This window comes from Streptomyces sp. DSM 15324, assembly GCF_001514285.1.
Lineage (GTDB): Bacteria > Actinomycetota > Actinomycetes > Streptomycetales > Streptomycetaceae > Streptomyces.
In genome coordinates, this window is the sequence record NZ_KQ949031.1 from 243818 (window position 1) to 268698 (window position 24881).

A 24881-nucleotide genomic window follows, 5' to 3' on the forward strand; every position below is an offset into this window, starting at 1 on the left:
GGCCTCACCTGCTCCGGCCGCCCTGCGCCCTGCGCGCTCGTGCCGGTCCGCGGGCTTTGCCCACTCCTGTCGGCCCAGGGATCTTCCCCGTTTCGGCCGCGGCCGCTGGGCCTTCGTCGCCCATGCCGGTCCTGCGCCTCACTCGGCCTGGCTCGCTCCGGTCGGCCCGCGGGTCTTCCTCGCTGGTGCCGGTCCTCGGGCGCTGTCTGGCCGGCGGGTCTTCGGGTTCTCGCCGGCTCCTGTCGGGCCGTGGGGCTTGCTTGTTTCGGCCGCGGGTCCGTGTCCTCGTCGCTGGTGCCGGTCCTGGGGCCTCGCCTGCCCGGGTCGGTCCTGGGCGTCACTCGGCCTGCCCGGTGGTCGGGCCTGGCTCGCTCCGGTCGGCCCTCGGGTCTTCCTCGCTGGTGCCGGTTCTCGGGCGCTGTCTGGCCGGCGGGTCTTCGGGTTCTCGCCGGCTCCTGTCGGGCCGTGGGGCTTGCTTGTTTCGGCCGCGGGTCCGTGTCCTCGTCGCTCGTGCCGGTCCTGGGGCCTCGCCTGCCCGGGTCGGTCCTGGGCCTCACTCGGCCTGCCCGGTCTTCGGGCCTTGCTCGCTCCGGTCGGCCCCGGATGTTCTCCGCTCCGGTAGGCCCCCGGGTCTTCCCTGCTCCGGTCGGCCTGGGCTGTCTCTCCGCCGGGCGATTTCCAGGCCGCTCGGCAAGGCCGGGTGCCGGACCTTGCTTCTCAGCTCAGGCGGGACACCGCCGCCACCACCCGCCCCACGCCGTCCTCCGCCCGTACCCGTGTGCCCAGTTCCCTTGCCCGCTCGGTGTACCGGGGGTCGCGGGTGGCGTCGGTGAGGGTCGCGGCCAGGGTTTCGGCGGTGAGCCGGCGCAGGGGGACCGACCGGGGGGCCACCCCCGCCGTCACGAGGCGGTCGGCCCAGAAGGCCTCGTCGAACTGGATCGGGACCGGTACGGCCGGGACGCCCGCGCGGACCCCGGCCGCCGTGGTGCCCGCGTCGCAGTGGTGGACCACCGCGGCCGTCTCCGGGAAGAGCAGGGAGTGCGGGACCTCGTCGACGGTCAGCAGGTCGTCGCCGTCGGCCGCGAGGCCCGCCCAACCGCGCTGGATCACCCCGCGCAGCCCCGCCAGCCGCAGCCCCCGTACGATCTCGGCGCTCAGCCGCCGAGGATCGGGCACCGTCGCGCTGCCCAGGCCGACGAAGACCGGCGGCGGCCCGGCGTCCAGGAACTCCCTTAGGAAAGCCGGGAGTTGACGGTCGCGGTCGTACGGCCACCAGTAGCCGGTGATGTCGAGTTCCGGGCGCCAGTCGTGGGGCCGGGGCACCAGGAGGGGGCTGAAACCGTGCAGCACCGGGGTGAACCGGTGCCGGCGCGAGCGCGTGCCCCCGGCCGGCAGGCCCAGCCGGGCGCGGACGGCGGGCAGGACCGGGGCGAAGACCCGTTCGACGGCCCGTTCCACGCCGTGCCCGGCGAGACGGTTGCCGAGGGCGCCCCAGGAGCCGCCGCCGAGCATGGGCGGGGCGAACTCACGGGTGGGCGCGATGGGCTGGAGGTGGAGACCGAGGATCGGCAGGGAGAGCCCCTCGGCGATGGTCCGCGCCAGGGGCGCGAGCGGGGCCGCCGCCAGCAGGGCGTCGGCCGAGTGGGCGGCGGTCAGGAGATCGTCGGTCATGTCGCCGACCACCGCCCGCGCCAGCCGGATCGCCCGCAGCAGCTTGCCCGGCCCGCTGGAGCTGTCGTGCAGGCCCCGGCCGCGCTCCGACTCCAGTTCCGCCCGCGGGTCGACCGGCAGCGGATGGAAGCCCACCCCGGAGCCGGTCACGAGCGGTGCGAACCGCCCGTGGGTGACCAGGGTGACCTCGTGGCCCGCGCGCACCAGGGCGTGCCCCAGACCGGTGAAGGGGGCGACATCGCCCCGGGAGCCCGCCGTCATGATCGCCACTCGCACGTCGGACAGTATGGCGGCGTCAGGCGCGCGGCGGGGCCAACGACCCGAAGGCGGACGTCACTTCATCGCGGAGGCCGGTCACCTCACTCTCGTTGAGACCGGTCACACCGCTCACCTTGAGACCGGTCACATGACTTCTGTCGCAGCCGTTGACTTGCCCCTCCGGCGGCTCTACGTTCGGGCGCGCAGCCGTTCGGTTCGCCGATCCTCGTTCGAGATGTCGAATACCCCCGGAGTCGCCGCATGTATCCCCCACCGCGCCCAGGCCTCCTCAGGCGCTGCAGAACCGCAGCCGTGCGCCTCCTCGCCCTGGCGCTGACCGCGACCGCCGCCCTGGTGTTCGCCGGTCCCGCCCCGGCACAGGCGGCGACTACCCGTCAGATCGCGGTGCCCACGGCCCCGATGGGCTGGGCGTCCTGGAACAGCTTCGCCGCGAAGATCGACTACGGCGTCATCAAGGGGCAGGTCGACGCGTTCGTCGCGGCGGGCCTGCCGGCGGCCGGATACCAGTACGTCAACATCGACGAGGGCTGGTGGCAGGGCACCCGCGACAGCGGCGGCAACATCACCGTCGACGAGTCCGAGTGGCCCGGCGGGATGAGCGCCATCGCCGACTACATCCACAGCAAGGGCCTCAAGGCCGGCATCTACACGGACGCCGGCAAGGACGGCTGCGGCTACTACTACCCCACCGGCCGCCCCGCCGCCCCGGGCAGCGGCAGCGAGGGCCACTACGCCCAGGACATGCTCCAGTTCTCGAAGTGGGGCTTCGATTTCGTGAAGGTCGACTGGTGCGGCGGTGACGCCGAGGGCCTCGACCCGCGGACGACGTACACCGCGATCAGCGACGCGGTCGACCGGGCGAGCGCCACCACGGGCCGCCCGCTCACCCTCTCCGTCTGCAACTGGGGCAACAGCAACCCCTGGAACTGGGCCCCGGGCCTGGCCCCGATGTACCGGACCAGCACCGACATCATCTTCTACGGCAACCCGCCGTCCATGACGAACCTGCTGTCCAACTTCGACCAGGGCCTGCACCCGCTCGCCCAGCACACCGGCTACTACAACGACCCGGACATGCTGATGGTCGGCATGAGCGGCTTCACCGCCGCGCAGAACCGCACCCACATGAACCTCTGGGCCGTCTCCGGCGCCCCGCTGCTGGCCGGCAACGACCTCACCACCATGACCGCCGAGACCGCGAACATCCTGAAGAACCCCGAGGTCATCGCCGTCGACCAGGACGCGCGCGGACTCCAGGGCGTCAAGGTCGCCGAGGACACCACCGGACTCCAGGTGTACGGCAAGGTCCTCGCCGGCACCGGCAAGCGGGCCGTGGTCCTGCTCAACCGGACCTCCGCCGCCGCGAACATCACCGTCCGCTGGTCCGACCTCGGTCTGACCGGTGCCCCGGCGACCGTGCGCGACCTGTGGTCCCGGTCGGACATCGGCTCGTACAGCACGAGCTACACCCAGAGCGTCCCGGCGGGCGGCTCGGTGATGCTCACCGTCACCGGCGGCACCGAGGCCTCCGGCAGCACCTACACCGGTACGTCGAGCTTCTCCGGTGTCACCGCGGGCGCCACCGGCACCAAGATCGTGGACGTCGCCTACACCAACACCGCCTCGACGGCGCAGACCGCGACCCTCAAGGTCAACGGCCAGGGCGCCACCACGGTCTCCTTCCCGCCGACCGGCTCCGGCCAGGGCACGATCAGCCTCCTGGTGGGCCTGTCCAAGGGCTCGGCCAACACCCTGGCCTTCGGCAACGCCCCGGCCCTCGCCGACATCACCGTCAGACCCCTGGCGGGCGTGAACGGCACCCAGGTCGTGGGCAGGGCGTCCAGCCGCTGCCTGGACGTCTACGACAACACCGTCACCAACGGCACCCAGGCGGAGATCTGGGACTGCAACGGCGGCCAGAACCAGTCCTGGACGTACACCTCGCGCAAGGAACTCGTGGTGTACGGCACCGAGTGCCTGGACGCCTACAACCAGGGCACCACCAACGGCACCAAGGTCGTCATCTGGGACTGCAACGGCCAGAACAACCAGAAGTGGAACGTCAACGCCGACGGCACGATCACCAACGTCCACGCGGGCCTGTGCCTCGACGTCAACGGCGCCGCCACCGCCAACCGCTCCGTGCTGGTGCTGTGGTCGTGCAGCGGCGCCACCAACCAGAGCTGGTCGTTGAACTGACGGACCGTCGTCCCGCCGGGCGTCAGCGCGTCCGGCGGCGGCGTACCGGCAGCGCGGGCCGGAGCCGGTACGAGGGTGCGGGAGGGAGCGGGCGCGGTCGGCGGGCCGTACCCAGGAGTGTCCGCAGCACGGCGACGGAGAGCTTCCTGCCCGCCGCCGACGCCGGCCCCGGCAGCGCGGAGCGGTGGCCGCGCGAGCGCCCCAGCCGGGCCGAGAAGGTCCAGGTCAGCCGGGAGGTGACCTGGACCCCGGCGAATTTCCTCCCTACTCGTCCCATGCCTGGATCATCATCTGGTCGACGATCTTGCCGTCCCGCAGAGTGATCATCGACTCGGAGAGGACCCGCACGCCGTCCGCGTACTCGCAGGACTCGGTGAAGGCGGCGCGGTCGCCCTCCACGATGCACTCATCCACCTTGTGCGCCTTGATGTCGCGGCTGTACACGTCCTGGAGCAGCTCGCCGATCTCCGCCCTGCCGTGCAGCACCCGGGGGCTGCTGGGCTGGGTGTTGCGATCGACGATGCGCAGCTGGGCGTCGTCCGCGTAGAGGGACAACAGATCCGACGGGGTCGATCCCTCGACGCCCCTGCGCAGCGTGTCGGTGGAGAAGCCGGAACTTGCCGCGGTGCCCATGGTGACCTCCTAGGAGGGCCGCGGACCGTGGGGAGCCGGGCCGCCGGTCCCTCACCTTCGAGCGTCCTCCGCCCCGCGGGCCTCGGCAAGCGCAGCGGCCACGGCTCCGCCTCTTGAGTGAGCCCGGTCCGCCACCCGTGTCCGCGCCGGCCCCCGCGGCGTTTGTGCAGGCATGATCTCCACTCGACGCATCGCCGCAGTCGCCGCCCTCGCCGCCGGTATCACGGGCCTCGCCGCACCTCTGGCGAACGCGGCCGACGCCCCCTCCGACGGCCGGATCCACCCGATGGCCCTGATCGACTCGCTGGTCGCCGACGGCATGCCGGCGGAGCACCGGGCCGACCTGCCGCCGGTCTCCCGCCAGCTCGCCGAACTGAACAACCTGCACCAGCTCAGCAAGCTCGGCGAACTGCACCAGGTCACCGACCTCGTGGCCCCCGTCACCGGGCTGCTCCCCGCGATCCAGTAGCCGCAGGTCCCCATGGGGCCGCCGCCCGGGTCCTCCCGCCGGGCGACGGCCCCTTCGGCTGCGGCCCCCCGGCGGGAACCTTCCCTCACTCGGACGCCGCCAGGAACTGGGTCGCCGCCAGCTCGGCGTAGAGCGGATCACCCGTCACCAGCTCGGCGTGCGTCCCCACCGCCCGCACCCGGCCCGCGTCCATCACGACGATCCGGTCGGCCGTCGTCACCGTCGACAGCCGGTGCGCCACGACCAGCACCGTCGTCGTCCGGGCGACATCGGCCACCGTGTCCCGCAGCGCCGCCTCGTTCACCGCGTCCAGCTGCGAGGTCGCCTCGTCGAGCAGCAGCAGCCGGGGCCGGCGCAGCAGCGCGCGGGCGATGGCCACCCGCTGCCGCTCCCCGCCCGACAGCTTCGTCCCCCGGTGTCCGACCAGTGTCTGAAGGCCCTGCGGCAGCCGGTCGGCCAGCCCGTCCAGCCGGGTCGTCTTCAGCACGCGCCGTACCGTGTCCTCGTCCGCCTCCGGGTTGCCCAGCAGCAGGTTGGCGTGCAGCGAGCCCGACAGCACCGGCGCGTCCTGCTCGACGTACCCGATGGACGACCGCAGCAGCGGCAGCTCCCAGTCCCCGAGGGCGCGCCCGTCGAGGCGGATCGTGCCGGACTCGGGGTCGTAGAACCGCTCGATCAGGGAGAACACCGTGGTCTTACCCGCGCCCGACGGGCCGACGAACGCCGTCATGCCCCGCGCCGGGACGTCGAACGTCACCCCGTGGTGGACGTAGGGCAGGTCGTCGGCGTACCGGAAGCGGACGTCGGTGAAGGAGAGCGAGGCCGGTTCGGCGGCGGGGGAGGGCAGCGGGGCGGGCCGGCCCACCGGCTCGGCGGGCAGCGCCAGCGCCTCCTGGATCCGGGCGAGGGCGGCCGAGCCCGTCTGGTACTGGGTGATCGCGCCCACGACCTGCTGGATCGGTGCCATCAGATAGAAGACGTACAGCAGGAAAGCCACCAGGGTGCCGACGCCGATCGCGCCCGTGGCGACCCGCGCCCCGCCCACCGCCAGCACCGTGATGAACGCGCTCTGCATGGCGAGCCCGGCCGTGTTCCCGGCCGCCGCCGACCACTTGGCCGCCCGCACGCTCTGCCGCCAGGACTCCTCGGCCGCCGCGTGCAGGGTCTGCTCCTCCCGGGGCTCGGCGCCGGACGCCTTCACGGTGCGCAGCGCGCCCAGCACCCGCTCCAGCGAGGCCCCCATCACCCCGACCGCGTCCTGCGCCTGCCGACTGGCCCGGTTGATCCGCGGCACGATCACCCCGAGGACCGCTCCCGCGCACAGGATCACGGCCAGGGTCACCCCCAGCAGCACCGGATCGACCAGCGCCATCATCACGACCGTCGCGGCCAGGGTGAGTCCGCCGGTGCCGAGGCCCACCAGCGAGTCGGTGGTGACCTCGCGCAGCAGGGTGGTGTCGGAGGTGATCCGGGCCATCAGGTCCCCGGGCTCGCTGCGGTCCACCGCCGGGATGCGCAGCCGCAGCAGATACGAGGACAGCGCCCGTCGCGCGCCCAGCACCACGGACTCGGCGGTGCGCCGCAGGACGTACGAACCCAGCGCCCCCACCGCCGCGTTGGCGACGACCAGGCCCGTCAGGACGAGCAACGCCCCCGTGATCGGCCGGTCGTGGGACAGGTCCTCGATCAACCCCCGCGCCACGAGCGGCAGCAGCAGCCCGGTCGCCCCGGTGACCAGCGACAGCACCGCCCCCGCCAGCAGGGTCCCGCGGTGGGGCCGGACATGGTCGAGCAGCAGCCGCCACGGGGGTCGTATGCCGGCTGTCTCTGCGTTGCTCACGGGGCTCCTCGGCGCTCGGGCGGAGCCCTCAGGCTACGGCGGCCGTCGCCGGGCACGGCCCGCAGGAGGGGGTTCCGGAGCTGTCGGCCGTGCCCTGACCGCTCCGCCCCGCGTAGGGTCCTACCTGGGACGGATGACCGCCGAAGAAAGGGGCAACCCCATGCCGCAGGAAGTACGCGGAGTGATCGCGCCGGGGAAGAACGAGCCGGTGCGGGTGGAGACGATCGTGATCCCGGACCCCGGCCCGGGTGAGGCCGTCGTACGGATCCAGGCCTGCGGGGTGTGCCACACCGACCTGCACTACAAGCAGGGCGGCATCAACGACGAATTCCCCTTCCTGCTCGGCCACGAGGCGGCGGGCGTGGTCGAGTCCGTCGGTGACGGCGTCACGGACGTCGCGCCGGGCGACTTCGTGATCCTCAACTGGCGAGCCGTGTGCGGCCAGTGCCGGGCCTGTCTGCGCGGGCGCCCCTGGTACTGCTTCGACACGCACAACGCCAAGCAGAAGATGACCCTCCTCGACGGCACCGAGCTGTCCCCGGCCCTCGGCATCGGCGCCTTCGCCGAGAAGACGCTCGTGGCGGCCGGCCAGTGCACCAAGGTCGACCCGTCGGTGTCGCCCGCCGTGGCCGGGCTGCTCGGCTGCGGCGTGATGGCGGGCATCGGGGCCGCGATCAACACCGGCAACGTGAGCCGTGGGGACACGGTCGCCGTCATCGGCTGCGGCGGCGTCGGTGACGCGGCGATCGCCGGCGCGAACCTCGCCGGCGCGGCGAGGATCATCGCCGTCGACATCGACGACCGCAAGCTGGAGACGGCGAAGAAGATGGGCGCGACCCACACGGTCAACTCCAAGGAGACCGACGCCGTGGCGGCGATCCGCGAGCTGACCGGCGGCTTCGGCGCGGACGTCGTCATCGAGGCGGTCGGCCGCCCGGAGACGTACCAGCAGGCCTTCTACGGCCGCGACCTGGCCGGCACGGTCGTCCTGGTCGGCGTGCCGACCCCGGAGATGAAGCTCGAACTGCCGCTCCTGGACGTCTTCGGCCGCGGCGGTGCCCTGAAGTCGTCCTGGTACGGCGACTGCCTGCCCTCCCGCGACTTCCCGATGCTGATCGACCTGCACCAGCAGGGCCGCCTGGACCTCGGCGCCTTCGTCACCGAGACCATCGCCCTCGACGAGGTGGAGCAGGCGTTCGCGCGCATGCACCACGGCGACGTGCTGCGTTCGGTGGTGGTGCTGTGATGGCCGCCCGTATCGAACGACTCGTCACCTCGGGCCAGTTCAGCCTCGACGGCGGCACCTGGGACGTGGACAACAACGTGTGGATCGTCGGCGACGACCACGAGGCGATCGTCATCGACGCCGCCCATGACGCCGCGGCCATCGCCGCGGCCGTCGGCGACCGCCGGCTCACCGCCATCGTGTGCACGCACGCCCACAACGACCACGTCGGCGCGGCCCCCGCCCTCGCCGAGCTGACCGGCGCGACCATCTGGCTGCACCCGGACGACCTGCCCCTGTGGAAGCTCACCCACCCGGACCGCGAGCCCGACGCACATCTGGCCGACGGCCAGGTCATCGAGGCCGCCGGCACCGACCTCACCGTCCTGCACACCCCCGGGCACGCCCCCGGCGCGGTCTGCCTGTACGACCCCGGCCTCGGCGTCCTGTTCACCGGCGACACCCTGTTCCAGGGTGGCCCCGGCGCCACCGGCCGCTCCTACTCCCACTTCCCGACGATCATCACCTCGATCCGCGAGAAGCTGCTCTCCCTCCCGCCGGGCACCAAGGTGCTCACCGGCCACGGCGACGCCACGACCATCGGCGCGGAGGCACCCCACCTGGAGGAGTGGATCGCTCGCGGGCACTGACGCACGGGGCGGGAAACGGCGCGCGCCAGGCCGTAGGAAACTCCTACGATCATCCGCATGACCGACACCGCACCCACGCTCACGACCCTGCACACCACCCGCGTCCTGCGCTGCGCCCCCGAGGGGCCGGCGCTGGACGGGGAGCGCGCCGCGCTCGACCTGATCGGTGACGCGATGGGACACGACGCGGAACTGGTGGTGGTCCCCGCCGAGCGCTGCGGGGAGGAGTTCTTCCGGCTGCGGTCGGGGATCGCGGGCGCGGTCGTGCAGAAGTTCGCGAACTACCGGCTGCGGCTGGCCGTCGTCGGTGACATCTCCCGGCACCTCGCCGACAGCTCCGCCCTGCGTGACTTCGTGTACGAGGCGAACCGGGGCCGCCAGCTCTGGTTCGTCGCCGACGAGGACGAACTCGCGGAGCGGCTGAGCCCCACCGGGTGACCGTCGGCGAACCCGCCGGAAAAGGCGACAGAAGATGTCCGGCTTCCACGCGACCCTCGAACCCGAAACGAGCAACAGTCGAGGAACACGAGGAACACGAGGAGGCCGGACATGGGGCCGGACAGGTCAGGTCCGCTGGCGGGCAGGGTCGCACTGGTGGCGGGGGCGACGAGGGGCGCCGGACGGGGCGTCGCGGTCGAACTGGGCGCGGTCGGGGCCACCGTCTACGTGACGGGACGCACCACGCGCGACCGCCGCTCCGAGTACGACCGCCCCGAGACCCTCGAGGACACCGCCGACCTGGTCACCGCGGCCGGCGGGCGGGGCATCGCCGTCCCCACGGACCATCTCGAACCCGACCGGGTCAGGGCGCTCGTCGAACGCATCGACACCGAGCAGGGCCGGCTGGACGTCCTCGTCAACGACATCTGGGGCGCCGAGCACCTCTTCGCGTGGGACACCCCCGTCTGGGAGCACGACCTCGACAACGGACTCAGACTGCTCCGCCTCGCCGTCGAGACCCACGCGATCACCAGCCACCACGCCCTCCCGCTGCTGCTGCGGCACCCCGGGGGCCTGGTCGTGGAGATGACCGACGGCACCGCCGAGTACAACCGCGTCACCTACCGCAACAGCTTCTTCTACGACCTCGCCAAGACGTCCGTGCTGCGCATGGCGTTCTCCCTCGGCCATGAACTCGGCCCGCGCGGCGCCACTGCCGTCGCCCTCACCCCCGGCTGGATGCGCTCGGAGATCATGCTCGACGCGTTCGGCGTCACCGAGGACACCTGGCGCGACGCCCTGGCCGCCGAACCCCACTTCGCGATCTCCGAGACACCCCGCTACGTCGGCCGGGCCGTCGCCGCCCTCGCCGCCGACCCGGACGTGGCCCGCTTCAACGGCCGGTCCCTCTCCAGCGGCGGCCTAGCCCCCCTCTACGGCTACACCGACCTCGACGGCAGCCGTCCCGACGCCTGGCGGTACCTGGTCGAGGTCCAGGACGCGGGGAAACCGGCGGACGTGACGGGCTACCGCTGACCCCTCACCCGCCCGAGACCGGCATCGAGGGCCAGCGCGCCGGATGCCCCGGCGGCAGCGCCAGGTCCTCGCGGACGGCCGTGTAGTAGCCCTCACGGCCGGCGCGCTGCCGCTCCAGCAGCCCCTGCCAGGCCTTGGGGTCCACGGTCCCCGCCCGCAGGAACGCCTCCATGTCCATCACCACCCGCACCCACACCCGGGCCCGGTCCACCACCTGGCGGCTGCCCAGCATGATCAGCGCCTCCCCGGCCGGGTCGCGCCCGTCGGTGGCCTCCGCCAGCAGCGGCTCCGCCTCCGCCAGGGCCATCGGGTGCGGGTGCGGGTCGTTGCCCAGGTGGGCGGCGACGCGGTACGTCAGGACCACCGACCTCTTCAAGGCCTGCGCGTAGTCGGAGTACACCGACAGCCGCCGCTCCTCCCACCGCGCCGCCTGCTCGCGCCCGAACCGGGCCCGGTCGCTGCGCACGACCGCCAGATACGAACCGAGGGCACCGAGCACGACCCCTATGAGCGCGGGAAGTTGCTGGACAAAACCGGACATGTGTGAAGGAACTCCATTTCATCGGCCGGGCTTGCTTAACTGATTCGTCACAGCTTGCCCCGGACCACAACCACGCACCCCACCCACCGGTCTAGGTTGTCGAGATCGAAACCGCGCCGGAAAGAGGGCACCCATGGGGGACATACGCACAAGAGGAGCCGTCGCGCTCGGGGTCACGGGGCTGCTCGCCCCGCTGACGCTCGTGCTGGGCGCCGCGCCGGCCCAGGCCGCCACCTGCACCACGCAGGCCGGGCCGTATCAGAAGCAGGTCGAGAAGTTCCTCGGCCGACCCGTCGACGGCAGGCAGTCGGCCGCCGACTGCCGGGCCATCCAGGCGTTCCAGAACAAGCACGGCATCACCCCGAACGTCGGCTTCGCGGGTTCCGTCACCTGGGGCGTGATGGACCTCATGAACAAGCAGAAGGCCGTGGGCAACCACCCCAACGCGGCCGGCCGGTGCCCCACCAACAGGGGCCGGATCGCCTGCGTCAACCTCACCCTCCAGCTCAGCTGGATCCAGGACGGCAGCCGGCTCGTCTACGGTCCCGTCCCGGTCCGCACGGGCCGCGACGGGTACGAGACCCGCACCGGGCTGAAGAAGATCTACTGGCGTGACATCGACCACGTGTCCGACATCTACAACGTGCCGATGCCCTACAGCCAGTTCTTCGACGGCGGTCAGGCCTTCCACTCGGTCAACCTCAGCATGTGGAACCCGCCGGGCTCCCACGGCTGCGTCAACATGACCACGGCCACCGCCAAGAAGTACTGGTCGCTGCTGAGGAACGGCGACGACGTCTTCGTCTACGGCCGCAAGCCGGGCACCTGACGGCACCCGGCCCCGGCCGGCGGGCCCACAGGGGTTGACATGGGGCGGTGTACAGGGGGACGTGATCAGTAACACGGTACGGAATGACCGAATTATCAGTACTTACTCACGTGGCCTTCACCCTGAGAGCCGTATGCTTCACACCATGTCCACCACTGTTGAAACCGTTTCCGATCGTTCGGCTGACGAGGTCAACGAGGAGATCCGGGCCCTGTGGCTGCGGTCGGGCGGGACACTGAGTGTCGAGCAGCGCGCGGAGTACCAGCGCCTCGTCCTGGAGTGGGCCGCCGCGGCCCCGCAGCCGCTGAACGCGGTCTGATCCTCGTAGACCGAAGCGGGCACCCTGACCGGGTGCCCTTTTCGTTTGCCGGGCTCAGCCCCAGGTCGCCGAGTAGTAGTCGCGGTAGGCCCGGCGGTCCTGTTCGGCGCGGAAGTAGCGGGTGGCGACCAGGGCGATCAGACTGCCGCCGATGACCAGCAGGCCGGGGCCGATGGTGTTCGGGTCGGTGAGCCGGGCCGCGAGGGACGTCCCGCCGCCGATGCCCGTCACCGGGGTCGTCGAGCCCGGCGAGGTCGAACCCGGCGCGATCGCCGCCTGGGTGGGGGAGAGGGACGGCTGCGGGCCACCGGAGGGCGCGGTGCCGCCCGCCTGCCCGTTGCCCGGGGCGGACACGATGAGCGTCACGCCCAGCTGGGCCAGCGCCCGGGTCACCGGCTGGAAGAACGTCGTACCGCCCGTCGTGCAGTCGCCGCTGCCGCCCGAGGTGATGCCGAGCGCGATGCCCTCCGAGAACATCGGCCCGCCGCTGTCGCCGGGTTCGGCGCACACGTTCGTCTCGATCAGCCCGCTGACCGTGCCCTCCGGGTAGTTCACCGTCGCGTCGAGCCCGGTCACCTGCCCGTCCTTGAGGCCCGTGGTGCTGCCGCTGCGGAACACCCGCTGGCCCACAGCCGCGTCGCCCGTGCCCGTGATGCGCACCCCGTTGCCGTTGCCGATCGCCACGACATCGGCACCGTTGCCGGCCTTGCCACTGGCGTACTGCACGAGCGAGAAGTCGTTGACCGGGAAGCTCTGCTGGACGGTCTGGCCCACCTGCTGCTGCGCGGTGTTGTCGGCGAACCAGGTCGACCCGTTCGGCCCGCAGTGCCCCGCGGTCAGGATGAAGTCGTTCGTCCCGTTGGTCACGTTGAACCCGGCGGAGCAGCGGCCGCCCGTCGACAGGATCGGCTGGGCGCCGTTGAGCCGCGTGGTGAACGTGCCCGCCGTCCGCTCCATCCGGACGTAACTGCCGATGCCTGTCGCGGTCTTCGTCAGGCTCGCCCAGTCGGAGGCCGACACCGTGCTGTCGGCCTGCACGATGACCTCGTTGGTCCTGTAGTCCGTCACCCACGCGGTCCCGGGCACCCTGGGTGCCGAACGCAGCGTCGCCGCCGCCGACTTCAGTTCGTTCATGCTGTGGTCCACGAGCTTGGGCCGGGCGCCCGCCTTGCGCACGGTGGCGGCCGACTCGTCGTCCGTGACCGCCACGACCGGGCGTCCCTCGTCGTCGAGCCAGGTGCCCGCGGTGCGCGCCGTGCCGAGCTTCTTGACCAGCGCCGCACCGGGGTTGGTGACCACGGACTCCGGTGCGGTGCGCGGCGTCGCCGAGGTGGCGGGTGTCTCGGTGGCCATGGCCGCCTGGGTGACCATGGTCCCGCCCAGGAGGAGTCCGCCGACTGCCGCCAGCCGTGTCACTCGCCGGACGATCCGTCGTCGTGCGTGCCTCATGCCCAGCTCCCGAAAAACCCCGGTTGTGCGGCTCCAACACCGCGGGGCGCTCCGGTCGTTGAGTGCCCTCACCCCCATACGTGCGAGCGCCCGGTCGTGTTCAGCCCGGAAGTGATCACCTCGCGAAGCCGCCGCGGCACCGGCCGCCGCGAGCCGCACGGCCGCGCCGCACGTCAGTGTTTGCGCCCCACTCCGCCGAACATCGCCACCTCCGCCGGCTCCGGCTCCGCCCCCTGCCGCTCGGGCCGCCAGCGCGAGCACGACACCACGCCCGGCTCCAGCAGTTCCAGACCGTCGAAGAAGCGCGCCACCCGCTCGGGGGTGCGCTGGGTCAGTTTCGGGGTGCCGTGCTCGTTCCAGAACCGCACGGCCTCGTCCACGTCCGGCATCGCGGGAGTGGTGACGGTGTGCGACAGGACCAGATGGCTGCCCGCCGGCAGCCGGTCGAGCAGCCGACGCACCAGGGCGTACGGGTCCTCGTCGTCGCCGACGAAGATGACCACGCCTAGCAGCATCAGCGCCACCGGCTCCGCGAGGTCGAGGGTCTTCTCCGCATGCTCCAGGATCGCCTCGGTGTGGCGCAGATCCTCGTCGAGGTAGTCCGTGCGGCCCTCGGGCGTGCTGCTGAGCAGGGCCCGGGCGTGCGCGAGGACCAGCGGGTCGTTGTCGACGTAGACGACCCGGGAGTCCGGAGCCAGCCGCTGGGCCACTTCGTGGGTGTTGTCGGCGGTGGGCAGCCCGGTGCCGATGTCGAGGAACTGGCGGATCCCGGCCCTCGTCACCAGATGGGTCACGGCACGGCCCAGGAAGAGCCGGTCGGCGCGGGCGTACTCCCCGATGTCCGGGTGTAACTCCCGGATCCGGTCGCCGGCGGCCCGGTCGACCTCGTAGTGGTCCTTGCCGCCCAGCCAGTAGTTCCAGATGCGGGCGGTGTGCGGCTGGGTGATGTCGATACGGGAGTTCTCCGGGGTGGGGGTGACGGACGTCATGGGTTCGGCTCCGGCGGCAGGAGGGGGATGGGGGAGGCGCGCGATCGACAGGCAAACTGTGCATGCGACCGACAAGCAATCTATGCAAGGGAGCCCACACCCGGGGGCGACCGGCGGAAATCCGTGCGGATGCCGGGATGCCGGGATGCCGGGATGCCCGGATGCCTGGTACCCGGATACCGCCGTCGCCGGGCCGGGGCCCCACCGGCGGCCCCGGGGAGCCCCGACCGGCCGCACCGACCATGGACCGGAGGCTGCCGAGGCGGTGATCCGCCTGCCTAGACTGCCTGCATGGACGACAATGCGCTCGACCGGCTCGGAGCGGGCAAGTACCTGCTGATCACCAGTTACCGCAAGAACGGCACCGGGGTCGCGACCCCGGTCTGGGTGGTGCGCGACGGGGACACGCTCGGGGCCTGGTCGGCCGCCGACGCCTGGAAGGTGAAGCGGATCCGGGCCCGCGCCGACGTCCTCGTGGGCCCCTGCGACGTCCGCGGCAACCCCACCGGCGCACCGGTCCCGGCCACCGCCGAGATCTGCGACGCCCACACCACGGCCCACTACCGCACCCTGCTCGCCCGCAAGTACGGCATCCTCGGGCGGCTGACCCTCCTGGGCAGTCGGCTGCGGCGCGGGCTGGACGGGACGGTCGGGATCCGCATCACGCTCTGAACACGGAAAAGGGGGCACGGACCGCCCGGTCCATGCCCCCTGCGTGACGACTGCCTACGGCGCGTCCTCGACCGTTCCCGTCAGGACCGGCTGGTCCGGCAGCGGGTCGGCGTTCTCGTCCGTCAGCGCCAGACGCATCGACTCGACCGGCTCGGCCACCTGGTCCCGCACCGTCTTCACGACGAAGTCGGTGCTGGTGGACCCGGCCGGGACGCCCAGCCACGCCCACAGGTTCGCGCTGGACAGCGGGCGCTCCGGGTCGGGCACGTCACCGGACCAGTCCAGCAGCCACTGCGGGTCCACGTCCTTGGTGGACAGCTCGGTGCCCTCGGTGACCGGCAGGACCCGGACGGGCTGCCAGAAGACCACGTCGGCCGCTTCGGAGAGGGTGATCCGCCAGGTCAGCGTCCCGCCCTCGGTCACCTTGTCCGTGACCGGCGTCAGCGTCACCTTCGGCGCGGGGTCGTCGTTCACCACGGTGACCCCGCCCTGGTACGAGCCGATGACGGCACCGCGCACGGCCTTGACGACGACGTCGTGCCGCTGGTCGTAGTTGAAGCGGGTGTCACCCTTCACCACGACCGACACATGGAGCGGGTTCGCCCCCGACCGTACGGTGACCAGCTTGTCCACGGCCCGGCCGGTGTCCGGGTCGATGACGGAGAAGCGGACCCTGCCCGTGCCGGGTCCCGTGACCTTGACCGGGACGCGGTAGGTGCGGGTGCCGGAGTCGCCCTCCTTGACCGTGACCCTGCCGATGTCCACCCGCGGCAGGGTGGCCGCCGCGATGGCCGGGGTGCCGGGGGCCCAGCCCCAGGCGTCCATCAGCCAGGCCCGCCCGGAGTGCGAACGCGGCGTCAGTTCCAGCGACTTGACGTGCTTGAGGTCGAACCTGGCGCGGGTGGCCGCGGTCAGCGGGACCCGCACCTCGCGCGCCCAGTACGAGGAGGTCCGCTCGGTGCCCGGCAGCCCGTCGACCTTCACCTGGCCGAGCCTCGCGCGGTGACCGGCGGAGTCGGTGAGCGACACGTCCAGCTTGGTGCCGGTGGTGTTCGGCGGCACGAAGACGCGCAGCGTCAGGTTCTTCGCGCCGGACAGGGAGAGCGGTTTGGCGGGGGTGACCTTCGTGGCCCTGCCGGGCGCCGACCACTTCAGCGCGACCGCGTGGCGGCCGGCCTCCTTCTCCAACGCCCAGGTGGCGAAGTGCGGGGAGGAGCCGTGGGCGTCCGGGCCCAGACAGGCCTTGGCAGGGGCCGGGTCGACCGCCGCGCACAGCCTGCCGCCGGTCACCTTCACCCCGGCGTCCGGCAGGAACGCGCCGGTACGGCGGGCGCCGACGGCATGGGTCAGCACCCGGGCCGGGTCGGCCGAGGGGGCGCGCAGGCCGGTGCCGTCGAGCAGCGGGCGCACCCGGTCGTCGCCGGCCACGAACAGCCGGGCGGCCGCGGCGATGTAGGTGGCGCCGGCCCGGTGCTGCTGGTCGGCGGTCAGCCGGGTGCGGGTGCCCGTGGAGCAGACCGGGTCGCGGTCCGTGCTCTCCGGGTCGTCCCAGAAGTCGTCGTTCGCGGGCGCCTGGGCCTTGCCCGGCGTCCACTCCGTGTTGAAGAAGTTGTGGTTGGCGCCGACCACGTAGACGGAGCTGTGCAGGGCGGCGCCCTTGCTGACGCCGCGCGTGCCGTCGGCGTACACCTCGCCCTGGAGGTCGGAGACGTCACCGTCGCAGCCGGGCAGGATCGTCGTGGAGGGGACGTCGGCGACCGGGTTCTGGCCGAAAACGGTCGGGCCGATGAGCACGGTCCCGCGGATCTTCCAGCGGACCGGGCCCCGGTAGCCGTCCTGGGCGGCGGGCGCCCGGTAGAGGCTGTCCATCGCGGCCCGGTTGACGCCCTCGCCGCCGCGCGAGTGACCGACGAGCAGGACGCGGTCCAGGTCCACCTTCGCGGTGCGTACGGCCGCCGGCGCGGCGCCGGGGTGGGCGGCCCAGCCGGCCCACTTCGCCAGGTGCTGGCGCACCAGGGAGGAACGGGCCTGCGCGCCGCCGTCGTCGGCCGCCCAGTCCTGGCCGTTGATGCCGTTCGCCGAGATCGACACCGTGACATAGCCCTGCGACGCCAGCAGCTGCTGGTCCTGGAGGTAGCCCTGGTAGCTGGGGATCGCCTTCAGCCCGGTGGGGCAGGGCCAGTCGCCGGTGACGCCGTCCTCGCCGCCGCCCGGCTTGTAGCAGGTGGCGTGCCGGCCGTGCAGGAACAGCGCGAGCGGCCGCTTGCCGGTGGCGCCCTTCGGCGCGACCACCACGGCCTGCATCTCGACCGGCCGGGGAAAGTCGGGCAGCTTCACCGGGGCGAGGTCGTACTCACCGGTGACCGTGCGGTACGCGCCCGGCTTGCCGGGGTCCACCGGGTTCGCCGGGAGCGCGGCCGGGGGACGCGCGGCCGCCAGGGAATCCCTGGACGGTGCGGCGGTGTCCGCGGCGGCCTCGTCCAGCCTGCGGCCGGCCGCGAGGACCTGGAGGTCCGTCAGCGACGCGGCCCGGTCGAGGGTCAGCCGGAAGGTACGGCCGTCCCGGGCAGGCTTCGGCACCCCGAGCAGCCGGCCGCCCGCGTGGAACTCCACCCGCGCGTCCCCCATGGGCACGGTCGACTCCGCGCGCCACACGAGCTGACGTGCCGCACCCTCACCGGTGACGCGCCATCCCGGGGGCAGTCCGCCGTCGGAAGCGGCCGACGCCGTCGTACCGGACGGCTGCTGGGCCTGGGCCAGCCCGGGTGTTCCCGCCAGGGCCGCGAGCACGGCCACGGCGGTGACACCTATGCGCCGGGCATGCAACAAGGGTCCCTCCTCACACTTCGTGCGTGGGCGTCCCGTCCGTTCCGGGAGCACCTCACGCCTCCAAGGAGGCGATCAGGGACCTGTGGGTTGCCTGTGACGAGTGAACCGGCCCGTGAATGACCGGAATTGAGCCGTCGTGCGGAGTCTCCGTGCTGTCCGGTGGGCGCTGTCTAGCGGTGCCAGCCCCGGTACGGCTCGTCGACCAACTGGAACACCGGCTCACCGCGGACCGGGTCCTTCACGGTGGAGAGCCGGACGCGATCGCCGCTGTGGATGCCGATGAGGGGGCCCATGACCCGGCCCCGTACGACGAATCCCTCGGCCATCTCGACCAGCGACACATTGCGCGCGGAGGGCGTGTTGCGGTGGACGACGGTGGCGTGGCGGACCGTCCCGACGCCCTCGCTGCGCTCCGTGCGCAGGTCGCTGCCCTGGCACACCGGACACAGCAGCCGGTGGTACATGGCGGTGCCGCACCAGGTGCAGCGCTGGAAGAGGATCGCCTCGCCGTCGGCCTTCGCGCGGTCGAGCAGCCCCGCGGAGGAGCCGGCTGCCCGCTGAACGGCGCTTCCTGAGTAGTGGTACACGCTGGTCAACTCCCTGCCCTGGGCCGGAATCCCCCCGTGCGCGGCCCGGCCGTGCACGGATGTGCCCGGTCGCCGTGCCACCGTGCACCGGCACAGCGTATGGCACTGAGTGCCACAGGTAAAGGTACCGCGTACCCTGAAGGCGGAGCGGATTCAGCTCCGTCCGAGCGTCGTCTCGATCTCCTGCACCACCCGCCACAGCGGCGCCCCGCGCCGCGAGACCACCACGACCACGTCCTCGGGCTGCTCGCCGGCCGGGGGCGGTGCGGGCGCCGCGCCGAACGCCGCCTGCACATAGCCCAGCGCGTGGTCCACGGCGGCGGTCGCGTCGCCCTCGCCGTCCGAACGCAGCCACGACCGCAGGGCGTTGTTGTGCGCGGCCACCACGGCCGAGGCGATCACATCGGCCCGCAGGCTGCCGTCGGCCCCGCCGGCGAAGCGGCCCCGCAGATACGCGGCGAGGGCGCGCTCGTAACGCCACACCACGGACAGCTCGTACGCGCGCAGCCCGGGCACCTGCTTGGTGAGCCGGTAGCGCTGCACCGAGAAGGAAGGGTTCTCTGCGTACATCCGCAGGACGAGCCGGGCGCCGTCGCACACGCGCCGCACCGGCTCCGCGTCCGGCTCGCTCGCGGCGAGGAAGGCGGTCATGTCGGCCAGGCACCGCTCGTGGTCGGGGAAGACCACATCCTCCTTGGAGGGGAAGTAGCGGAAGAACGACCGCCGGCCGACGCCCGCGAGGGCCACGATGTCGTCGACGGTGGTCTGCTCGTAGCCCCGCTCCAGGAACAGCCGGAAGGCCGCCGCCACCAGGGCGTCCCGCATCGGCGGCTTGGCCTCCGCCTTCTCAGTGGCGCTCATGGACGGGAACGTAACACCCGGAGCCCTGTGATGGCACTCAGTTCCCTCCGATACCCACCGAAAAGGGAACCGAGTGCCTGGCACGGCGTGCCGGTCCGGGACGCCGGGGGCTCAGAGCCGCTCGGCCGCCTCGACGACGTTCGTCAGGAGCATCGCCCGGGTCATCGGGCCGACGCCGCCGATCGGCGGGGCGAAGGAGCCGGCGACATGGCCGACATCGGGGTGGACGTCACCGAGGACGCCCTCGACCGTGCGGGTGAGGCCCACCGACAGCACGGTCGCGCCCGGCTTGATCCAGTCCGGCCGCACCAGATGCGCCACCCCCGCGGCGGCCACGACCACATCCGCCTCCCGGGCGTGCGCGGCGGTGTCCTGCGTCGCCTCGTGGCACAGGGTCACCGTGGCGTGCTCGGTGGCGCGCGTCAGCATCAGGCCCAGCGGACGGCCGACGGTCACGCCGCAGCCGATGACGCAGAACTGCTGCCCGGTGATCTCCACACGGTTGCGGCGCAGCAGATCGATGATGCCGCGCGGGGTGCACGGAAGCGGCCCGGGGATGCCCAGCACCAGCCGGCCCAGGTTCGTCGGGTGGAGCCCGTCGGCGTCCTTGACCGGATCGATCAGCTCCAGCACGGCGTGGGTGTCGATGTGCGCGGGCAGCGGGAGCTGCACGATGAAGCCGGTGCACGCCGGGTCGGCGTTCAGCCGCAGCACCGCCGCCTCGACATCGGCCTGGGAGGCGTCGGCGGGCAGCTCCACCCGGATCGAGGCGATGCCGACCTGCGCGCAGTCGCGGTGCTTGCCGCCCACGTAGGAACGGCTGCCGGCGTCGTCGCCGACGAGGATCGTGCCCAGCCCCGGGGTGATGCCGCGCTCCTTGAGCGCCTCGACACGCAGGGCGAGTTCGTTCTTGATGTCGGCCGCGGCGGCCTTGCCGTCGAGAAGAGTTGCGGTGGTCACGGAGTGGACGAGCCCTTCGGGAGAGAAACGACGGTCCTGTCATCGTACGACCCCCGCGTCCCCCTCCCCGCAGGAGCACCCACCGCCCCGGCGTAACCTTTCGGCACCGCCGCCCAGCCCGAGGAGCCCCCGTGCCGTCCGCCCGTCCCCGTCTCCTCTACGTCACCGACCTGGCCTACCCGGCCCGCGGCCGGCGCTACGGCGACGAGGACGTCCGGCTCACCTCCCGGCTGCGCGCCGACTTCGACCTGGCCCTGTGCCACCCCCTGGACGCGGCGTCCTTGATGGCCGGCTTCGACGCCGTGGTGGTCCGCAACAGCGGCCCCGTCCTCGGCTACCAGGACGCCTACGACGCCTTCCGCGAGCGTGCCCTGCGGGACGGCGCCCGCGTCTACAACCCGCTCACCGGGCGCGCCGACATGGCGGGCAAGCAGTACCTCCTGGACCTCTGGACCCAGGGGTATCCCGTGATCCCCACCGTCGACCGCGCCGAGGACCTGCACCGCCTGCCCGCGGCCGGCCGGTACGTCGTCAAGCCCAAGCTGGGCGCGGACTCCCTGGGCCTCAGGACCGTCGCCGCGGACGACCTGCCCGCCCTGGCCGACGGCACCGTCCTCGTCCAGCCGTGCGTCGACTTCGCCTACGAGGTCTCCTTCTACTTCGTCGACCACGACTTCCAGTACGCCCTGTACGCCCCGGACCCCGGCCGCCGCTGGGAGCTGCGGCCGTACGAGCCGACCCCCGCCGACCTGGAGTTCGCCCACCGCTTCATCGAGTGGAACACCCTGGCGCACGGCATCCAGCGCGTCGACGCCTGCCGCGCCCCCGGCGGCGGGCTGCTCCTCGTCGAACTGGAGGACCTCAACCCCTATCTCTCCCTGGACGTCCTCGACGACGGAGCCCGGGACGCCTTCGTCGCGGCGACCACACGTTCGCTGCGCCGCTTCCTGACCGGCTGAACCCGTCCGCCCGTCCGCCCGTATCTCTCCCCGGGGACACGGAACGGAGGGAGACCAGGGTGCCGACACCGGCCGAACCCGGACAACCGCAGGAGCGCAAGGTCGTGGAGCCCATCCGGGTTCTCAGGCCCCGCAACACCGACGCCCTGGCGGACCTGTTCCGCGAGATGACCGAACTGACCAAGGAACCGGTCTCCTACGAGTCGATCCCGATGCAGGGGCTGCCGGACGGCACCGACGAGCCGGCGACGGAGCGTCTCCCCCCGGTGGGGCACTGGACCGACGCCGCGCCCGCGCCCGAGGCCCAAGGCCACGACGCCGCGGGACCGGCGACGGAACCGGTCGCCGGTCAGGACTGGGCGGACGAGCGGTCCCCGTACGAGCCCGCCGCGGACCGGGGCGCCGCGGCTGCGGCGGGGTGGGGCGAGCACCCCTCCGCCGCGGCCTCGGCGGGTCCGGCTGAGCGGCCCTCGTACGGCTCCCGCCCCACTCGCTCCGCCGGCCGCCCCTACGGGCACCCTCGGGGGCGCACCGGCGCGCATCCCGCGGCGTCGGCGGCGCACGGCGCACGCGGGCGGCGCGAAGCCGAGGGGCCGGGCAACGGGCTGCGCCGGGCCGCCATCACGGTCGGCGTGTGCGCCGCGGCGCTCGTCGGCTTCGCCGGTGCCCTGCTGGTGCCGGGCCGCGGCGGCGAGGCGGCGGCGGAGACCGTCCAGCCGCAGCCGAGCGCCACCCAGCCGGACACCTCCTCGCCGTCGGCCGACCCCGACCCCGACGGCGCCGGCACGCTGCGGGAGGGCGACAGCGGCCCCGAGGTGACCGACCTCCAGCAGCGGCTGCTGAAGATCCCCGACGTGTACCGCGACGGCCCCACCGACGGCCGGTACGACACCACCCTCAGGGAGGCGGTGGCCCGCTTCCAGCTCTGGTACGGCATCCGGGGCGACGAGGACGGCGTGTACGGCGACGACACCCGTCAGGCGCTGGAGTCACGAACCGGCGGCTGACACCGGCGACCGGGCGGACGGGGGACCGGACTGGTCAGTCGTCGGCGTCGGGCGGCACCTGGATGTCCAGGACGCACACGTCGTCCCGGCCCTCCGGCTCCGGGAGCGCGCCGAGCAGGCGCTCCAGCGGCACCGGGCCGCCCGGGTGGGGGGCCGCCGCGGCGCGGGCGAGCCGCTCCAGGCCCCGGTCGATGCTCTCCCCGGGCCGTTCCACCAGACCGTCGGTGTACAGCACCAGCCGGTCGCCCGGGGCGAGCAGGCACTCCGCCTCCGCGTAGCGCGGGGCGTCGCGGGCGCCGAGCAGCATGCCGTGCGGCCGTTCGAGATAGCGGGCCTCGCCGGAGCGCAGCAGCAGCGGCGGGGGATGCCCGGCCTGGGCCCACACGAGCCGCCGCCCGGCCGGGCTGTAGCGGGCCAGGACCATGGTCGCCGTGCCGTGCGGATCACGGGAGTGCAGCAGCAGCGCGTTGAGGCGGGAGAGCGCCCCGGTCAGCGAGGAGCCGGTGATGACCATGCCCTTGGCGGTGAACCGCAGCAGGGCCATCGAGGCGACGGCGTCCAGGCCGTGCCCGGTGACGTCACCCACCACGAACAGGGCGTCGCCGTCCGGCAGTCGGATGGCGCTGAACCAGTCGCCGCCCACGTTGAGTCCCGACTGCGCGGGCAGGTAGGCGATGTCGACGCGCAGTCCGGCCAGCCGCACGGGCTCCTTCGGCAGCGGCAGCAGCGCGTCCTGGAGCCGGGCCGCGACCGTGCGCTCGGCCGTCAGCGCGCCCTGCTGGGTGAGCATCGCGCGTTCGCTGGCGAGCAGGGCGAGTTCGGCGCTGCGCTGGGCGCTGACGTCCTGGAGGAAGCCGTGCGCCTCGACGGGAGTGCCCTCGGTGTCCGTCACCGCCTCGGCGACCGCCCGCAGATGGCGGACGCCGTCCCGGGCGGCGACCCGGAACGGCACGTCGCACGGCCGCCCCTCGTGCACCAGCTCGCCGACGGCGCGGGCCAGCGCGGGCACGTCCTCGGGCAGGGCGAAGCCCGGCAGCCGGGTGAGCGGGACGGGTCCGTGCGCGGGGTCGCGCTCGAGGAGAGCGTAGACCTGGGCGGACCAGTTGCCCTCGCCGGTGGTCAGGTTCCAGGTGGCCCAGCCGAGCCGGCCGAGCCGCTGCACGTCCGCCAGCCGCTGCTCCTGGCGGTCCGAGGGGTCGTGGCGCACCCAGCTGACGACCAGTCCGTCGCCCAGCCGGGCCACCCGTGCCGCGTAAGTGGCCAGCTCGCTGACCCCGGCGACACGGTGCTGCCGGGCGAACGGCTCGCTCTCGTAGGGCTTTTCGCCCTCCAGCGCCTTCAGGCACCCCTGCCACAGCGGCTCGTCCACGGCCGTGGGCCAGCATTCCAGGAAGCGCAGACCGAGCAGGTCGCGGCCGGCGCGGCCGACGGCGTCGGAGGTCCCGGCGGCGACGGCCTCGATCCGGAAGTCCTCGACGGCACCCGAGGGCCCGCGCACCGGGGTGAGCAGCACCGCGGCGACCGGCAGCCGGTCGAACACCGTCTGCACGGCGTCCGCGGCGGCACCGACGGCAGGCTCCCGCCGGACCCCGAACGTGTGCAGCGGGCCCGCGCACAGCCGGGCGACGGCCTGTAGATGCGCGCGTACGGCGGCCGGGAAGGGGCCCGTGCGGCGGCGCAGCACGCCGAGCGCCACCTCCGGCTCCTCGGTGCCCACCGGCAGCCAGGCGCGCGAGCCCCACTGCTCGGACGGGTCCCCGATCAGCAGGTACCGCTCCTGGTCCGCCGCCGGGTCCTCCAGCCAGCGGGCCTCGTTGGCGCTCAGCGTCTCCAGCGCGGCGACCCCGGCGAGCGGCGGCACCCGGCTCCACTGGAGGGCGAGCGTCTCGTCGATCCCGGCGTGCCCGACCAGTTCCAGCCCGCCGGAGGGCAGCCGTGCGTAGAGCATGACCGCGTCGGCGTCCGCGTCGGCGGCGAGCCGGTCGAGCACACAGCGGGCGAGGTCCTGGGGCGTGCCGACCCGCACGAGGGCCCGGGCGAGCCGGGCCAGGGCCGAGGAGTCGACCTCGTCGGGGGCCGGGTGCGTTTCGTCCGGCCCCTCGTGCGGGTCGGCCGCGGCGGCGTGCGGTGCGGCGGCGGTGGGCGCGGCCAGCGAGCCGAGGGTGAGCCAGCACTCCTCCAGGAGGGTCCGCCGGGCGGCCTCCGCCCGGCGCTGGAGTTCCTCCTGTGCCGCGTCGGGGGAGCAGCCGAGCCGCGCCATGACCGCGCCCTTGGCCCGTTCCCGGACGGCCGCGGTGGCGGCCAGTTCCTGGAGCCGGTCCATCTCCGCGCGCTGGCGTGCCACGACCCGGGTGAGGGCGGCCATGTCGGGTGCCTCGCCGGACTCCGGGGGCAGCGCGGATTCGCTCGTCACGCATCGAGCATGGCACAGGTGTGC

At 73.1% G+C, this 24881-nt stretch carries 23 protein-coding genes; 11 read left to right on the forward strand and 12 right to left on the reverse strand.

Annotated features, from left to right (window positions below):
- Window positions 1-717: 717 nt before the first annotated feature.
- On the reverse strand, window positions 718-1932 hold the full coding sequence (locus AQJ58_RS27265; RefSeq protein WP_067255165.1) for a glycosyltransferase: 1215 nt from the start codon (window positions 1930-1932) through the stop codon (window positions 718-720).
- Window positions 1933-2190: 258 nt separating this feature from the next.
- Here AQJ58_RS27265 and AQJ58_RS27270 point away from each other — a divergent pair, with 258 nt between their 5' ends.
- Window positions 2191-4149, forward strand: coding sequence for a ricin-type beta-trefoil lectin domain protein (locus AQJ58_RS27270; protein ID WP_067254793.1), 1959 nt, complete (start codon window positions 2191-2193; stop codon window positions 4147-4149).
- Between the two features lie 22 nt (window positions 4150-4171).
- On the opposite strand, the gene AQJ58_RS43520 is transcribed toward AQJ58_RS27270, so the two are convergent.
- A complete protein-coding gene (locus AQJ58_RS43520; protein ID WP_159056346.1) occupies window positions 4172-4426 on the reverse strand; it encodes a hypothetical protein in 255 nt (84 codons plus the stop codon).
- A complete protein-coding gene (locus tag AQJ58_RS27275) occupies window positions 4414-4782 on the reverse strand; it encodes a nuclear transport factor 2 family protein (RefSeq protein WP_067254795.1) in 369 nt (122 codons plus the stop codon). Before AQJ58_RS27275 ends, AQJ58_RS43520 begins: the two co-directional genes overlap by 13 nt.
- A 172-nt stretch (window positions 4783-4954) precedes the next feature.
- Here AQJ58_RS27275 and AQJ58_RS27280 point away from each other — a divergent pair, with 172 nt between their 5' ends.
- Entirely contained in the window at window positions 4955-5251 is a 297-nt protein-coding gene (locus AQJ58_RS27280; protein ID WP_067254798.1) for a hypothetical protein, read from the forward strand.
- A gap of 85 nt (window positions 5252-5336) precedes the next feature.
- On the opposite strand, the gene AQJ58_RS27285 is transcribed toward AQJ58_RS27280, so the two are convergent.
- Window positions 5337-7091 (reverse strand): ABC transporter ATP-binding protein, encoded by a 1755-nt coding sequence (locus tag AQJ58_RS27285; protein WP_067254801.1) that lies wholly within the window; start codon window positions 7089-7091, stop codon window positions 5337-5339.
- A gap of 160 nt (window positions 7092-7251) precedes the next feature.
- Between AQJ58_RS27285 and AQJ58_RS27290 the strand changes: the two genes are divergently transcribed.
- From AQJ58_RS27290 to AQJ58_RS27305, 4 genes are all read left to right on the forward strand, one after another.
- Window positions 7252-8337, forward strand: a complete 1086-nt coding sequence (locus AQJ58_RS27290) for an S-(hydroxymethyl)mycothiol dehydrogenase (protein ID WP_067254804.1) — start codon at window positions 7252-7254, stop codon at window positions 8335-8337.
- A complete protein-coding gene (locus AQJ58_RS27295) occupies window positions 8337-8966 on the forward strand; it encodes an MBL fold metallo-hydrolase (protein WP_067254806.1) in 630 nt (209 codons plus the stop codon). Before AQJ58_RS27290 ends, AQJ58_RS27295 begins: the two co-directional genes overlap by 1 nt.
- A gap of 57 nt (window positions 8967-9023) precedes the next feature.
- A complete protein-coding gene (locus tag AQJ58_RS27300; protein WP_067254809.1) occupies window positions 9024-9404 on the forward strand; it encodes a DUF4180 domain-containing protein in 381 nt (126 codons plus the stop codon).
- Between the two features lie 111 nt (window positions 9405-9515).
- Entirely contained in the window at window positions 9516-10442 is a 927-nt protein-coding gene (locus tag AQJ58_RS27305; protein ID WP_067254812.1) for an SDR family oxidoreductase, read from the forward strand.
- A gap of 4 nt (window positions 10443-10446) precedes the next feature.
- Here the strand turns inward: AQJ58_RS27305 and AQJ58_RS27310 are convergent, their stop codons facing one another.
- On the reverse strand, window positions 10447-10983 hold the full coding sequence (locus AQJ58_RS27310; protein ID WP_067254815.1) for a hypothetical protein: 537 nt from the start codon (window positions 10981-10983) through the stop codon (window positions 10447-10449).
- Between the two features lie 133 nt (window positions 10984-11116).
- Between AQJ58_RS27310 and AQJ58_RS27315 the strand changes: the two genes are divergently transcribed.
- The gene (locus AQJ58_RS27315) at window positions 11117-11812 is read left to right on the forward strand and encodes a L,D-transpeptidase (RefSeq protein WP_067254817.1); all 696 of its coding nucleotides are present in this window, start codon (window positions 11117-11119) and stop codon (window positions 11810-11812) included.
- Between the two features lie 133 nt (window positions 11813-11945).
- On the forward strand, window positions 11946-12131 hold the full coding sequence (locus AQJ58_RS27320; RefSeq protein WP_055632074.1) for a hypothetical protein: 186 nt from the start codon (window positions 11946-11948) through the stop codon (window positions 12129-12131).
- Between the two features lie 54 nt (window positions 12132-12185).
- Here the strand turns inward: AQJ58_RS27320 and AQJ58_RS27325 are convergent, their stop codons facing one another.
- Window positions 12186-13580, reverse strand: a complete 1395-nt coding sequence (locus tag AQJ58_RS27325; protein ID WP_067254820.1) for a S1 family peptidase — start codon at window positions 13578-13580, stop codon at window positions 12186-12188.
- A gap of 173 nt (window positions 13581-13753) precedes the next feature.
- Window positions 13754-14569: an SAM-dependent methyltransferase gene (locus AQJ58_RS27330; protein WP_067254823.1), complete on the reverse strand. Its 816-nt coding sequence runs from the start codon at window positions 14567-14569 to the stop codon at window positions 13754-13756.
- Window positions 14570-14860: 291 nt separating this feature from the next.
- On the opposite strand from AQJ58_RS27330, the gene AQJ58_RS27335 reads away from it, so the two are divergent.
- Window positions 14861-15241: a PPOX class F420-dependent oxidoreductase gene (locus AQJ58_RS27335; RefSeq protein WP_067254825.1), complete on the forward strand. Its 381-nt coding sequence runs from the start codon at window positions 14861-14863 to the stop codon at window positions 15239-15241.
- A gap of 54 nt (window positions 15242-15295) precedes the next feature.
- Here the strand turns inward: AQJ58_RS27335 and AQJ58_RS27340 are convergent, their stop codons facing one another.
- From AQJ58_RS27340 to AQJ58_RS27355, 4 genes are all read right to left on the reverse strand, one after another.
- On the reverse strand, window positions 15296-18070 hold the full coding sequence (locus AQJ58_RS27340; RefSeq protein WP_067254828.1) for an alpha/beta hydrolase: 2775 nt from the start codon (window positions 18068-18070) through the stop codon (window positions 15296-15298).
- Window positions 18071-18240: 170 nt separating this feature from the next.
- The gene (locus tag AQJ58_RS27345) at window positions 18241-18657 is read right to left on the reverse strand and encodes a Zn-ribbon domain-containing OB-fold protein (RefSeq protein ID WP_067254830.1); all 417 of its coding nucleotides are present in this window, start codon (window positions 18655-18657) and stop codon (window positions 18241-18243) included.
- Window positions 18658-18810: 153 nt separating this feature from the next.
- Window positions 18811-19482 carry a TetR family transcriptional regulator gene (locus AQJ58_RS27350; RefSeq protein ID WP_199844696.1) on the reverse strand — a complete coding sequence of 224 codons (672 nt, stop codon included), beginning with the start codon at window positions 19480-19482 and terminating at the stop codon, window positions 18811-18813.
- Between the two features lie 147 nt (window positions 19483-19629).
- Complete coding sequence (locus tag AQJ58_RS27355; RefSeq protein WP_067254835.1) at window positions 19630-20478, reverse strand: bifunctional methylenetetrahydrofolate dehydrogenase/methenyltetrahydrofolate cyclohydrolase; 849 nt, start codon at window positions 20476-20478, stop codon at window positions 19630-19632.
- Between the two features lie 131 nt (window positions 20479-20609).
- On the opposite strand from AQJ58_RS27355, the gene AQJ58_RS27360 reads away from it, so the two are divergent.
- A complete protein-coding gene (locus tag AQJ58_RS27360; protein WP_067254839.1) occupies window positions 20610-21437 on the forward strand; it encodes an ATP-grasp domain-containing protein in 828 nt (275 codons plus the stop codon).
- A 59-nt stretch (window positions 21438-21496) separates the two neighbouring features.
- Window positions 21497-22444 (forward strand): peptidoglycan-binding domain-containing protein, encoded by a 948-nt coding sequence (locus AQJ58_RS27365; RefSeq protein ID WP_067254841.1) that lies wholly within the window; start codon window positions 21497-21499, stop codon window positions 22442-22444.
- Window positions 22445-22478: 34 nt separating this feature from the next.
- On the opposite strand, the gene AQJ58_RS27370 is transcribed toward AQJ58_RS27365, so the two are convergent.
- A complete protein-coding gene (locus AQJ58_RS27370) occupies window positions 22479-24809 on the reverse strand; it encodes a SpoIIE family protein phosphatase (RefSeq protein WP_067255167.1) in 2331 nt (776 codons plus the stop codon).
- Between the last annotated feature and the right edge of the window lie 72 nt (window positions 24810-24881).